The organism is Nostoc sp. NMS2 (assembly GCF_017115105.1).
Taxonomy (GTDB): domain Bacteria; phylum Cyanobacteriota; class Cyanobacteriia; order Cyanobacteriales; family Nostocaceae; genus Nostoc.
Genome location: NZ_JABXKH010000173.1, coordinates 16193 through 31458, shown reverse-complemented (window position 1 = coordinate 31458; position 15266 = coordinate 16193). Strand labels below are relative to the sequence as shown.

Annotated in this window: 6 protein-coding genes; all 6 read right to left on the bottom strand. The window is 40.3% G+C overall.

Annotated features, from left to right (window positions below; all coding sequences use genetic code 11):
* Positions 1–76: 76 nt before the first annotated feature.
* The gene (locus HWQ36_RS31980) at positions 77–382 is read right to left on the bottom strand and encodes an acyl carrier protein (protein WP_292710415.1); all 306 of its coding nucleotides are present in this window, start codon (positions 380–382) and stop codon (positions 77–79) included.
* A gap of 299 nt (positions 383–681) precedes the next feature.
* Positions 682–969, bottom strand: a complete 288-nt coding sequence (locus tag HWQ36_RS31975; protein WP_292710411.1) for a 2Fe-2S iron-sulfur cluster-binding protein — start codon at positions 967–969, stop codon at positions 682–684.
* Positions 970–1015: 46 nt separating this feature from the next.
* A complete protein-coding gene (locus HWQ36_RS31970; RefSeq protein WP_292710409.1) occupies positions 1016–2317 on the bottom strand; it encodes a hypothetical protein in 1302 nt (433 codons plus the stop codon).
* 14 nt (positions 2318–2331) lie between these two features.
* Positions 2332–3993 carry a PfaD family polyunsaturated fatty acid/polyketide biosynthesis protein gene (locus tag HWQ36_RS31965; RefSeq protein WP_292710406.1) on the bottom strand — a complete coding sequence of 554 codons (1662 nt, stop codon included), beginning with the start codon at positions 3991–3993 and terminating at the stop codon, positions 2332–2334.
* Between the two features lie 284 nt (positions 3994–4277).
* Positions 4278–7559 (bottom strand): type I polyketide synthase, encoded by a 3282-nt coding sequence (locus tag HWQ36_RS31960; protein ID WP_292710403.1) that lies wholly within the window; start codon positions 7557–7559, stop codon positions 4278–4280.
* A gap of 509 nt (positions 7560–8068) precedes the next feature.
* Positions 8069–15199 carry a type I polyketide synthase gene (locus tag HWQ36_RS31955; RefSeq protein WP_292710400.1) on the bottom strand — a complete coding sequence of 2377 codons (7131 nt, stop codon included), beginning with the start codon at positions 15197–15199 and terminating at the stop codon, positions 8069–8071.
* Positions 15200–15266 lie beyond the last annotated feature (67 nt).

Genomic DNA, 15266 nt, shown 5'->3' with positions numbered 1-15266 from the left:
TGCTAAAGACCTGTAAAACATAGTTTGAAACGATCAAAATTTTGTTATTTAAACTTTTTACAAACAGCTTTATTTTTCAAATCTCAAAAGTTTCTGATTGTGAGGCTTTAGATTCTTCGGCTAATCGCTGGGATAGGGTTTCAATAGTAGGGTAACGCCACAATAAGATTGGAGATAGTTCAAAACCAAACAACTTCTCCGCTTTGCTAACCAAAAACATTGCCTGCGCTGACTCTAAACCGTAGCTGTCTAAAGGCTGACGGACATCTATATCCTTGGCTTCAACTCCTAGCTGCTCTGCAATATGAGACACTAACCAAGCTTGAATTTCTTCTGCGGTATAAGACTGCTTTTTAGTTGTCTCAGGAATAGACTGACTCATTTACATACCTCTGAAGTAAAAGGAATTGGATATATAGCATTCCTAAATAGGATTGCTATACTGGCTAAAGTTTTTGAAAAGTCTAAGAGGATGTTTGAAAAACTTTTCAAACAACCTCTAAGATAAGAGATATTAGAAAAACCATTGAGCTTTCCAACTGCTTCATGTTTCCTAATAACAATCTTTTGTGAAACTGCACAAAATGAAGCTTGCTAAGACTTGATATTTTGCCCTAAATTATCGAGCAACCTTATAGCTAATCGATATAAACCCATATCGAGCTACATAAAATTTGTCAGTTAATCAGCCATCCGAATGCAAATATCACCCTGCACTACGCATTGACAAGCTAGGCGAACATTGGGATTCTCTGGAGCTAACACATCAAGTAAAATCCGCTCTTCATCCATTACAGGAATTAGATTTTCTATCCCACTGACAACTTCTATGAGGCAGGTTCCGCAAGCAACACTACGACAACCAAATAAAATTGAACTAGGATAGCGATCGCAAATCTTAGTTAAGCGTTGATTTGCTTCGACTTTAACTGTTCTTTGATCGTCTTGAAAATGAATGGATACTACCATTTTTTTAACTTATTGGAATTGGTAAAAGAGTTAATAGATTTTCCACTTATTGGGCAACTTCAACAAGTTTTTGAATATCCTTAGTTTCCAGAGCATCCTGATAGCGCTCATAGCGATTACCTAGTCGGTCTTTATCTAATTCAAGTTCCAGTGATTGAATTAGACGAGATAGCTGCTGCGCTCTATAATGCCAACTTTTTTGTTCTAAGGGACCAATTATTTTTCGCCAACTTAAGCTCATATCTCTCCAAGAATCAACTAGTTCATCCACATCTATTTGCTTATCGGCAAATTCAGGATGATTCAAAGACATACGTAGTGTATCTAGCCCAATTCTAACCTCAGTAAATAGCAATCCTTGCTTAATTAGGTCTATCTTCTCAAGATAAGTTCTAAAAGCACCATTAATGTTATCTTCCACAACTTTTTGGAGAAAATGTCTAATGAACTCTTGAGCTTCTGGAGAAGCTTTTTTATACAGTTCTAAGCCTAAATCGAAAGATGTTGTGTAGTGACGGGCTTCATCTGCTAAGTGACCCTGATTGAGTTCAAAAGCTAATGGCTCATAATCAAAATTTTCAGGTTCATCAAATAAAAAGCTTTCAGCTTGTTTTAATTCTACATTGGCAACATATCGGAAAAGTAACCACAAACCACCCAACCCATTCTCTTGAACTTTTTGAGCGGGTAGCATCCTCACGGCATCCCCAACTATAAAGCGTAAAGTTCGATATAACCAACTTCTATCTTGACATTGTAGCTGATCTACTAAATTTTTGAGAAAAGTTTTACCATTGGCTAGATGAAACAGAGTTTTTTCAAGTTCTACATCAAAAATAAAATGAGTAGTCAGTTTTTCTATATCTAATTGAGATATAGCACCAACATTTCCATAAAAGAAACCAGGCTCATCAAATGAGTCTTTAACTCTTGTTTCTCTAACAACCATACTATGTATAGTTCGGAAAGACCAAATATGATCTAACTCTTCATTAGTTTCCTGATGAAGAATCATATATTCATCTGAGTAGGGAGCAAAAACTTTTTCAGAAACACTTATGTTAGATACAATAGCTTGCGATTCACTATTGGCAACAAATTTGTAGAAATTAGCTAGAAACGCTGCCGATAAAATTGCTTTTTGACGTTTACTCAAAGAACGTAAATATCCGCAAAATGGCATAGGTAAAGGAATTATTCCAGGATGAGAGTACAATTTCTCTCCATTAATTCCCTGTTTATTAATAGCTATGGCAAGAGTTTTTAATTCTAATGGCTGAGTATGTGCCTGCTCAAAAAGCCTATTTTGAATCTTAGGAATTCGGTCATCAATTTTAATAGTATCCATGTATTTTTCCTCCTTTAGTTAAAAGTATCTGGGCGATATTCACTATAATAATCTGGCATTTGCAAGCCTTGAATTTTCAAACTTTGTATTCGGTATAAAAATGCTGCACCAGTCATGATATGGTTTGCGACATCAACTACCTGGCGATTATTTGGTTCAGATAAATAAGAGCCTCTAACCCAGTCATTAAAGCTGCCCATAGCAGGGCCACACCAAATTTGATAATCCATTTCTCTGCCTTTTTCTCCAAAGTTAGACCAACGGGATGATAATCCGAGATACCATCGGAAAATTAGAGCCATCTTCAGCTTGGGATTATTAATAGCTTTGGTTAATTTATCGGGATTACGTTGAGATAAATAATTAACTGTCTCTTCCCAAACTGCTCCCAAGCTATTTTTGAAGACTTGTTTTTCTAATTTATCTCTTTCTACCAGTGGAATATCTTCGATTGAGTCATAGTTTTTATATAATTCAAACAGTTTTTGCGCTCGTAAAGGAAAGAGGGTTCCTCTTTTGAGAACTTGGAGTTTTACCCCCATTTCAAACATATCTGCTGCTGGAGCCATCATCACATCAGCCATATCAGCTTGAGCCAGCAATTGTTTAGTATGTTGAGAAGTCCCAGCTTCAATACAAGACTGATTAATTGAGCCGGTTACAACATAAGCTGCTCCCATCATAAAGGCAGCTAATGCTGATTGTGGCGTAGCAATTCCTCCTGCTACTCCGACTCTAACAGGTTTTTCATAAGAAAACTTTCTTTGAATTTCATCTCTCAATTCCAAGATGGAAGGTAAGAGACAAACCAAAGGACGATTATCTGTATGACCTCCAGAATCTGCTTCGACAGTAATATCGTCAGCTACAGGAATTTTTTCAGCGAGGGTTGCTTGTAATTCACTAATAAAACCTTGCTCAACTAATTGGTTCAAAATTTTTGTGGGAGCAGGTTGTAGAAATTTAGTTGCAACTTCTCTCCTGGAAATTTTGGCAATGATTTTATTTTTGATTTCGATTTGATTGGCTGCATTCAAAGCAAGTCCAGCAGTTCGGTAGTAAACAATGTTGTCAGTCAAATCGAGGAAGGCGGAAGCTTCTATTGTTCTCACCTGATATTTAAGATACAAATCGACAACACCGCGTTCAATAGCAGGTTCGCTGGGACTATGGAGCAAGTTAAATGCGTAAGGGCCTTGGGGTAAAGCTTGTTGAATACGGTTAATGGCTGCTTCGACGCGATTAGGAGATAAACCACCAGCACCAAATGAACTTAATATTCTCTCTTTGCCAAGGGTAATTACTAAGTCTTCAGAAGCAATTCCTTGAGCCATTGCGCCCGTGGCATAAGCGTATTTTACACCATGAGATTTGATAAAATTTGGATCGCCTAGTTGTCGGATTGAGAGGGGCAGAACAGCTATTAATATTTCTATTTGCCCAGTTTTTTCTGGATTATAAGGATATAAATGACCTTCGTTAGTTGCGCCAATTTTTCCTTCCACTTTAATAATATAACAAGGCTTATCTAAATTTAGCAACTTAGATTTTATCCCTTTTCCATTAAAAGATATAGAATCTAAAGCACCTTGCCAAACTTGATTTTGTTGATAAATAAAGTCTGAAATTTTCAGGTAGCTACCATTATTATTTAGTATATTATCTGCGCCAATCATTTTTTTGAATCTCCAGTTTAAGAAAATTGTTTACCAGATAATTGATACTCATTATTTGTGAGTTATAAGTCTTGATTTCTTGTTTTGTAGCATGGCTTTTTACCCCTCTCCAAACCTCTCCCCGAAACGGAGAGAGGCTTTAAAACCCAGTTTTAGTTTTTCTCTGGTTGTATGAAACCATCCTGCTCCCCGCTCTTCGATAGGGGGCTATGATATATGTACCTCATTTGATTAGGAAAAGCTATATTCAAGTAATCTGGGTACTTTACTGCTTTAAATGATTATCATTCAAATAACTTTTGATAACAAGCTATTTGCAACTGAATTATGGCGCTAATTTGCTTTAGTGACTCTTGTCGCGCTTGCAGAAAAATAGCATGGGCTTTGGTCATCCGAGAAGCATTTTCACTCAAGTTTTGATAATAAGGACTACGTAAATTGAGTAAATGGGGTTCGTCAACAACACCGTAATTTGTTAAATTAGGAGTTTCCTGTTCTGTTGCCCAACTTTCGTTAATTTCTGATTTTTCTACAGTTTCATGGCGATCTTGTAGCAATACATTAGCAGGCTTGCTGCTATTTTTTAAGCTAGCTTGCTCTTGGAGAGTTTCTAAATTTGTAGAGGCATTTTCAAGACTTTTGGTTGGATTTGTGAGCAAAGAAGAATTCATTTGTGTAACTTCCTTTAATTCTAATAGTTGAAATTGCTGCTGATTACCATTTTCGATGGTTATATCTTGAAGTATTTTTTGATTTCTCTTCTTCAAAGACGTGTAACTAATCTTGCTATTGTCCAAAGTTATAGTTTTCACTCTAGACTGGCTTTGGTTAAAATTTTCCGATTCTTGAGAATATAGTGGTGATAAATCTAGATCAACCCTATGACTTAGGAGTTTTGCTAAGGCTTTGACAATAGAAGTATGATCGTCTACACCTCTTTTATTAAGAGACACTGTGACGTATTCTTTTTGATTGAGGATTTTACCAATCCATCTCGAACAGTTACTACCGGCACCTACTTCGATGAAAATTTTGAAGCCATCCTCATAGACGCGGTTAATTAATTGAGGAAAATTAAGCTGTTTACAAACATTTTGAGCAATATTGTGAGCAATAGAATCACTGTCGAGGTTAATGGGTTTATACTCGGCTGTGGAATAAAAAATAGTCTCTGATACGTTTTGGATAGGTAATGTATTTAATCTCACAAGTTCATCGTACTCAGAGCGCATTGCCTCGCAATGGATGACATGGGTGAAGGGAGCAGATAAAGCATCACAATTTAGGTTAGCAATTACTCGCTTACAGGCTTGGGTTTCGCCAGCAATCACAACTTCTTCTGTAGTATTAATTAAAGGTAAATAGACGCGATTTTCATGTTTGATAGCTTCCTGAACACGAGATACTGGACACATGACGATATAGTTGCGCCAAAAATCTTCGCCTTGTTCATTCTGCTCTTGTGGTAATCCCCAATACTCGCGCACAGCATTTTTGGGGCCAGATAGCCTTGTCTTAAACAGAGAAGATGAGTTAAAGCTCTGACTACCATCTAGAAAGTTACCCCAGATACCTTGAGCCAACATCATGCTAATTTCGCCCAAGCTATAACCAAAAACACTTTGAGGCTTTATCTGGAAATAATTGTTCAGAGTTGCTGTCAAGAGTGTGGCAAAGAACATTTCTAATTCGAGTATTCCTACCGGATCGTTAATTAATATCTGTTCAAGGTTTTCCAGTTGTCTATTTGATAATTTTTCTAAGCTTCGGGGATAGACAAGTTTCTCTACGTTTGCTAGACGATTGTGGCTATTTTTGAGGAGTGGTTCATCGTAAAGTTGAGGAAACAAGCGAAACAGATTTTGACCGACACCGATATAGGCGCTAAAAGCACCTGGATAAACGAAAGAAATTTTACCTCTTTGACCCAGTGGTTTTGCTGTAAAATAACTGCCTAGAGGACTTTGCCAGTCTTTCCCTGTCTCAAAGGCATTGACAATACCCTTGAGGGAGTGCTGAATTTCTCGCTGCAATTCATCTTGATTGTGTCCGAGAATTGCTACAGCATAAGTTGCCTGTTGATGCTGCTGAAAAGCTTTAAAAGTCAACTTAGCAGCAGCAGATATAGAGCAATCTGTGATAGTTTGTTGAAGAGTGCGGATTTGGTCTAATAGGGTTGATTGATCGTCAGCTGCGATCGCAAACACATAGTAAGGCATTTGCTCTAAATATCTGCTGCTACGATGTTGCTGAGATAGTTCCTCTGACAAAATTAAATGTGCATAACTCCCATCTATCTCCATCCCGTTAATTGCAGCTATTCTTCTAGTGGCCCCTTTTTCTAAAAACCAGGGTTTTGATTCAGAAGCAACATAAAAGGGACTATCTCGCCAAATCTCTGGCATTTTGGGGCCAGACCACTGGGGAACTGCGGGGATGTAGCGGTGATATAAACAAAGTGCTGTTTTAACCAGACTAACTATCCCTGATGCGGCATAGGTATGACCGATATTGGCTTTAACACTACCGATCGCACAAGTTAAATTTGCTTCAAATGTGCGATAAGCTGTAAGCAAACCTTGAATTTCTAACTCATCTTGCTGAGGAATTCCACTACCAACAACTTCTAAATAGTTGATATCTGTTGGTTGGATATCTGCTAAATGAAAAGCCTGTTGACAAGCCTGGGTTATCACTTCAGAATTTGGCACAGAGGAAGAGTTAATTTTAGATTTGGAATTTTCCACGAGACTAAGAGCGTCAATCGTTGCATATATGCGATTGTTCTCTTGTTTTGCTGTGTCGTGAAGCTTCAATACTACAGCCGCCGCACCCTCACCTACTATCCAGCCGTTAGCATTCTGGTCGTAACTAAGAGTATTTACGCCTGTGTTAACTTTTGTTATTTGATTTCGTTGTAAAACACTAGCGCCATCCCCAGCAAGCTCGATTGCACCGACCAAAACAGCGTCTACTTCTCTGATTGCAAGTAGCTTTTGGGCAAGTTCTAAGGCTTTGAAAACAGAATTTTCTTCGGCAATTAATGTGAACGTCGGGCCAGCAAAATTCCACAGCTTGGAAATATAATTAGCCACACTATTTTCGATGTAGCTGGGATATTCATTGTATTTGTCAATGACTTCCAGTTGCTCTTTTTGTTGATGCAGAGTTAGTTCTTTAGTAGTAGCAATGATTATTGCTATTCTCGTGCCTTGACGAAGTGCTGCATCTTTCAAAGCATTATTAGCTACCTGAAGCATCAACAGTTCTTCGGGGTTAAAATTGTCTACTTCTTCTGGTGGTATTTCCAAACGAAAAGTATCAATTTTAAAATCTTTAATGTATGCACCTAATGGTAACACACCATCGGTAAAACCATAGTTTTTCAACAACTGTTGTTGTGCTTCTATTGCTTGCCATCGCTGAGGAGGTATGGAAATAAAATGCTGAATTCCCTCATAAATACTGCGTTCAAAGGTATCTAATCCCTTGCAGCCACCACCCAAATAACAATCCATCCCCACAATAGCTATTTTAGGAATTTTATTTTGTGAAAATCCTTCCATCACCTACTTCCTCAAGCTGATGTATACATTTTTAAGTTGCTGATTCTCTGACTGTTCATGGTATCTGGAAAACCTCTCTCTAAATCTCTCTCCTTCTAGGAGAGAGACTTTAAATTTTCTGCCTTAGAGTTTGAATAGGGGTTAAATTTTTCGTGGGTTTTTCCAAATGACATGAAAAGTCAGGCTGATGTCAATACTGTTCGGTTAGGGAGCATCCCAAATGTGCAAGTGTATTTTTATAGGGTATTTGGAATTAGACTAGGAATGAAATAACGAACCGCCAAGGACGCAAAGAACGCAAAGGAAAGATGTTTGTACAGGGTTTTTGTGCCAGTCCTGTGCCTTTTAGCAAAATTGGGATGCTCCCTTCTGTTAAGCCTAAAAAATAACTCCAATGTAGGTTGGGTTGAAGAACGAAACCCAACATTTTCAGGATTTGTTGGGTAACACTAAAGTTTTACCCAACCGACAAATCTTCTTAACCGAGCAGTATTGAGGCTGATGTCTATTTAGATTTCATCTAATTGCTTGGGTAAAATAGTTCCCTTTGCTCCCAGCATCCGGTTATATATTTGTCCTTGCTCATTATGAGCGATTAGATCAACTACTAAACCCGATTCTGTCTTTGATTTTATTTCACAAGAAACGTAAAATATTTCATCAAATGGGATAGCTATAAACTGCTCAAAACTCTTGATTTCTGAAGGTAAACAAGCTACCTGATAAAAATGCTGTGCCCAAATCCAAAATGCGTGAATCTCCACATCTGCAATGTAAGGATTAAATGTTTGGACTGGGAATTGTCCTTGTTGTCTTTCTTCAGTTTTCGGCAAATAGCATTCTATAGTGATCTTTTGCAGAGTAGCATTTAAGACAGATTTTACGCCTTGAAAAGTAAGTCCGTGAAACAAGCTAGCTGACCCATTCTGATAAATTGATGAAGTCGTAGCGGTGATTTTACGATCCTGGTTTAAGTTCAGGGATTCGTGTGTAGGGGCATTAGGAATTTCCCGCTTCAGTTTTATCTGGCTACTAAAATGATAACGGATTTTACCTTCTGGAGTTTTACTCCAAATCTTGGCATCAAAATCTATTTCATTGATATCATGTTTAGCAATTTCTTGCAATTCTAAAGTGTATTCAGTTCCTAAATTTTCATCAAAGATTAGTCCCTTCAAAACTTTATAATTTGTATAAAGGAAGGCTTTGTAACCAGGATAGATTTGTTCGCAGGCGTTAGCAATCCATAATAGTCCACAAGTTGCTGGCAGAACTGGATAACCAGCAATTACATGGTCTTGTAAAAAGGGATTAGCTGGTAATGTTAGCTGTCGATGGATACGAAAAGTTTTCAACTCGCTTGGTAACTTTTCTGGGATATATACTAGGGGACTCCCAATTACAACTTGCACAGTTTGTTGATTTATGCTAGCTAATTCATTAACTAACATTTCTGTGCCAATATCAACAGGAATAGTCTGAATATTCCGTTCAGCAAAAGCTTGCTTTAATTCAGGAGAAACCATACCACTATCCCAAGGGCCCCAATTAATCGCTACTACATGAGAATGGGGATGGTTGCGTTTGATAAGGTGGGCTGATTTGTTGAGAATTTCATTAGCGATCGCATAATCCGACTGTCCCACGTTTCCGTAGAAGCCAACTACAGAAGAAAACAGGACTAAATAATTCAATTGACCGGGTGTTACGCACCGCAACAGGTTTTCTAGACCTTTAACTTTGGCAGTGTAAACTGTTTCAAAATCTTGGACTGATTTTTTCTCAATCCGCTTATCAGCTAGATTTCCAGCCCCGTGAATAATTCCTGTTACCGGGCCAAAACGCTTGACAGCATTAGCAACTTCTTCCTGAAGGGCGATCGCATCAGTCACATCAACATGCAAATATTCAGCCTTTCCACCCGCCTGCTTGATAGCTTGTAAAGTTGTAGCAATTTCCCGACTAGATGAAATAGCGTTAAACTTTTTCTGCACCATTGCAGGTGTGGGTTTTTCACCTCTAGCGAAGAAATCATCCATAATCCGCTTTTTCAAATCTGCTTCACCCAAATAACCTTCAGTCCATACGGGTTCTGGATCGGCGGCGGAACGACCCACCAAGATAAATTTGCATTTATAACGCTGCGCTAGTTTAATCACACACTGAGCCGTTATCCCTTTCGCACCGCCACTTACGAGAAATACTTGGGATTGGGCATTAGGGATGGGGAAAAGGTTGGAAGAGAAGGTGCTGGGTGCAAAGGGGATTCCTCCGATTTCCTGCTTTGGGTTTTTTTGTTCTTCCTGTTCACACACGAGGGTTACTCGCCCTTGTGAGTTATATCCCACTTCCACGACTAATAGATTTGGGTCGTGAAGTTCGGCGAAGATATACTGTGCTGATGTTTCGGCATCTAAATCAGGGCTGAGGTCGATCGCTCGGCAAAATACAGATTCCCATTCCTGATTCAAACTTTTGGTGAGTCCAAATAGTCCAGCGCCAATTGCACCGAAGTTAGTTTTTTGGCCTAGTCCAAATTCGCCATCCAGACGAGCCACAGTTATAAAACTACTACGTCCTTGAAGTGCTGCTTGATTGAGTGGTTCTTTGAGATATTTGGCGATGAGAAAGACATGGCGAAGAATGGCTTTTTCTGATTCCAGATAGCGCACATGATTGCTTGTATCGTCGTGAGTGCAAGGATTCAGATGGATAAACGTAGCTATTTGTCCATAGTTAGTAGCGATCGCTCCTAACTGTTCTTGCAAATGCTCCTCACTCAAATCTGTAAGCAGCACACGCCTAATCCCTTCAGGTAACGGAGATTGTTTAGCAATCACGGTTGGAGGAAAAGTTAAGACAACGGTTTTGCAGCCGTGCTTGAGGAGAGTCTCAGCTAGTTTCGCCGTAGTCAGAGAACCATCATCAGTAAGCAAGGCGATATGGTTATCGGGTAAGGTGAAATCTAAAACATCAGGTTCGGGAAGATATTTGAGTCTGATAGGACTACGAAGAATTTGGGATGGGGCATTGGGTGAAGAGGCAGAGGAGCGGGGTGAAAACTCTTCTCCCCTGCTCCCTGCTCCCTGCTCCCCTGCTTGCATGTATGCAACAATTTGTCCAAGGGTACGTAATTCAGCCAATGCTTCTGAATTCAGCTTCGGTAAATCAGGGTATAGTTCTAGCAACGCTCCCAAAATTTCCGCAAGTTTGACAGCATCAATTCCCAAATCTGTCTCAATATCCATCGACAAATCTAACATCGTCATCGAATAGCCTGTCTTTTCACTAACAACATTGAACACAATGTTAGTAATCTCTGGAGATGACAGGGATAGAGGAGATGACGAAGGTATTACTGTTACTCCCCCATCTCCCCCATCTCCCTCATCTCCCCCATCTCCCCCTGCTCCCTGCTCCCTGCTCCCTGCCTCATTCACCAGAGCGCCAGAAATCTCAGATGCAATTTTCCCCATATACTCAGCTATTTGAGCCAGTGTGCGTAGTTGTCCTACTTCTTCAGGATTCGGCTTGGGCAAATTGGGATATAGTTCTAACAACGCTCCGAGAATTTCTACACGTTTGATCGAATCAATCCCCAAATCTGCCTCGATATCCATCGTTAGCTCTAACATCTCCGTTGGATAGCCTGTTTTATCACTAACGATGTTAATTAGAGTTTCACTCAGAGTAGCTTGATCGATGATTACTGGTGGTTCGGGTGTAAATGCTACAGGTGCAGTATTCTCCTTTAATGGAGTAATATCCAGAACTGCTGTTGCTTGATGATGTGCGCCATTACCATTACCATTTGTGCCGTTACCATTAGTTGAAACTGGCTCAGATTTAGCGGCAAATCCGTTACTCGGTAAAGCAACCGGTGCAGTCTCCAGAACAGGGTTATCCTCTTCAACTGGTGGAGCTACTGGACTTGGTTGATAATTGACTGGCGGTATCAGATGTTGATTGGTATTGCTGGGCGACGGTTGATAATGTCGCTGAAGCAATTGGAAAAAGTTGTTAGTGTATTCTTGCTGATAGTTCAGATATTGCTCATGGATGCGGAGGCTATCAGTTTGATGATCGTGAAACCGCATGATGCTGCGCTCTGAACTGGAAACTACGAGTTGCTGTGTTTCTGTATATGGTTCGCTGAATTTACCATTTCCCCATAACTCATGTTGTTGCTCCATGAGTTGGAAGAAAATTTTAGTATATTCTGTCTGATGGTTCAAAGATTGTTCATGAACCTGCAAGACATCATGTTGATGGCGATTGACCTCTATTAATGTGTACTCTAAGTTGTCTATAGCTCTTAAATAACTTAGAGGAAGTTCTGGACTAGATTGCAAAGATTTGATATCTAGTTGGTCTGATTGCCCATTCTGCACAGATTTCACTCCACCGTTAACTGCTACTTTCTCTGCTGGATGAGAGGGGTTAGATTTATTGCCGTTGCCAAAGGTAGATTGACCGTTAACTACAACCTTTTCAGTGGCTTGAGAGAAGTTAGATTTATTGCCATTGCCAACGGTGGATTGACCGTTAACTGCAACCTTCTCTGTGGCTTGAGAGAAGTTGGGTTTATTACCGATCACAACAGTGGATTTCACTTCATGCCCATTTTGCGTAGCTTTTTCAAAGGACTGCTTAGTTTTATCCGATACATAGTTAGTGCTATTTAAACGCACATTCAAGGACTGATTTGGAGAAGCTTCTGGGATTTTGTATTCCAATTGATAGGGGTCTAAGTTTTGCAAAGGTAAGCCAGCAACGCGCAACTGTAGAACAGCTTGCCGCAAAGTGCGATCGCTATCTTTGAGATGACTAGCATTTAAAGCTACAGCTAAATGAGAGCGATCGCCCAGGATATCTTTTACCAAGTTGGTGAGAACACTTCGCGGCCCAAATTCAATAAAGCAGTAACCGCCTTCAGCATAAATATTTTCAATTTCTTGCTTAAACAGCACTTGATTCTTCAGGTGGTCTTTGAGGACTTTTTGAATGACTTGCGGCTCATTCGGATAACGCTTCCCGGTGACATTTGTATAAACCGGGATTTGTGGCGCATTAAAAGTAACTTTCTCAATTGCTCTGGCAAAAGGTTGCTGTGCATAAGCCACTAATGGAGTGTGAAAGGCTGCGGAAACTCCCAACAAAATGCTAGAGAACCCTTGAGTTTTCAGAGCCTCCTGGACATTAGCAATTTCAGCTTTCGTCCCTGCTAACACCATCTGATTTGGAGAATTCAGGTTAGCAACGGTGACTTGCGGGAAATTCTGAATTAGTTCTGTAACCTGATTTACATCCCCTTTCACCGCCAGCATCACTCCCGCATCCAACAGAGGATCTTTTGGTGCAGCCATCGCTTGACCTCTAGCTTTGACTAAGAAAAGGTAATCTTTCTCACTCAAAACTCCCGCAGCCCACAAAGCAGTCAGTTCTCCAAAACTATGTCCAGCCACGAAATCTGGCTTAAACCCAGCTTGTTGCAATATCTTGTACAAACCAGCACTAAAAGCTCCAATCGCCGGCTGTGCGTATTCTGTTTGCTGCAACACCTTCATCTGGGCGGTCTTTTGATCTAGATCAAACACAGGGTTCGGGAAAACAACCTCTGAAAGGGGCTGCAAACCGTCTTCCCGTAAAAGGCTATCAATTTGAGCATAAGTCTGTCCCAAGTCAGGGAAGTTAATTAAGAGTTCCCGACCCATCTCTAAATATTGCGAACCTTGCCCAGAAAATAGGGCAACCACCTTCCCTTGTGTAACTATGCCAGTTTTGCGATAGTAAATTCCTTGGGGATATTCCCATGATTCTGCTTGCAGCTTGCTTTTGAGCAAGTCAATACTTGTTTGCAGCAAGTCACAAGCTTGAGTGAGAGAATCAGCAACAAACCCAAGTCTGGCATTTGTAACCGGAATTTCTAAAGATTGAGAAGCCGCAATCAATTCTGTATAAAGCTGTTCTCCCGTATCAGATTGCAATTGTTGTCTAATTTCTTGAATGCGCGACAACAATTCTTCAGGTGTTGACGCAAATAGCAACACCGACTGAGAAGGTTTGTGTAAACGATAGGGTTGCTGATGTTGACTTGTGTATTCTTCCAAAACGACGTGATAATTTGTGCCACCAAAGCCAAAAGAACTTACCCCTGCACGTCTTGGTTGGTCATCGCCGCTAATCCAAGGTCTGGTTTCGGTATTTAGATAAAATGGGGAACTATCAATATCTAACTTAGGATGCGGTTTGGTGACATTAATCGTGGCTGGTAATACTTTGTGGTGTAAAGCCAAAGCCGTTTTGATCAGACTTGCCGCACCCGCAGCAGCTTTTGTATGTCCAATCTGCGATTTGACAGTTCCCAGGGCAATATGTTGTTTTTTGGGATTGTTTTCGCCAAAAACTTCTTTTATAGATGAGAATTCGGCGGGATCTCCAGCCATAGTACCAGTGCCGTGTGCTTCAATCAAACCAACACTTGCAGGCGAAAATCCGGCATCTTCGTAAGCACGATGCAAAGCTCTCATTTGACCTTCTGGACGTGGCGCATAGATACTTTTATAGCGACCATCGCTAGAAGTTCCAATGCCTTTAATAACTGCATAGATTCGGTCATTATCTCGCTGGGCATCCTCAAGGCGCTTTAGGACTAACATTCCCACACCTTCACCTAGCATCATCCCATCTGATTCTGCATCGAAAGGTTTGACATTTTCACCTTGGGAAACAGCAGGAGTTTTGCTAAAGCACATGTAGGCCAGAATTGAGTTGTCGGTGTCAACGCCACCAGCGATCATCATATCGGCTCGATGCTCAATTAGCTCGCTCATTGCCATTTTGAGCGCACCTAATGAACTGGCACAAGCGGCATCTACTACACAGTTAGTTCCACCCAAATCTAGGCGGTTGGCAATTCTTCCTGTAACTACGTTTGCCAGCATACCGGGGAAGGCGTTCTCATCCCACTGTACATAAGCACTTTTGATTTTCTCAATGATTTTTTGTGTATCCTCGTCAGATAAGCCACTGCCTTTGAGGACTTTTTCCCAAACCGGGTACTGCATTCTCGAAGTCAGAGGAACCGCTAATTGTCTGCCTAGTGCCACACCTAAGATTACACCAGTGCGTTGGCGAAGGCGATCGTAGCGATCGCTGTTAAACTGTCGAGATTCGCCGTAACCTGCATCTTCCATCGCTGCTTTTGCAACAACCAGACCTAGCAATTGTGATATATCTGTGACTTCTAGGCTGTTGGGTGGCAGCCCAAATTCCATCGGATTGAAATTGACATCCGGGATAAATCCGCCTCTTTTACAATAGGTTTTATCAGGCGTTCTGGGATTAGGATCGTAATAATCCTCTACACTCCAACGCGAAGGGGGAACATCAGTAATACAATCAACTTTGTGAATTATTTTTTCCCAATATTCCTGTAAATTTTTTGATTGGGGAAAGATAGAAGCCATCCCAATAATCGCAATATCGACTTTTTGCTGATGTGTATTTACTGAGTTGGTTAATGGTACATTCTCAACCATAACTTTTTTCACCTGTATGAGCTTGAGTAGAGCCTGTTCACAATTGCTAACTTCTTCTTGCAACTGTGCTAAAACAGCTTCAATTCTAGAAGCAGTCATGACTTTTTCTTCACTATTGGATCTTGGAAATGTAAAGATGATAATAAAATTACGATCTCTACAAATA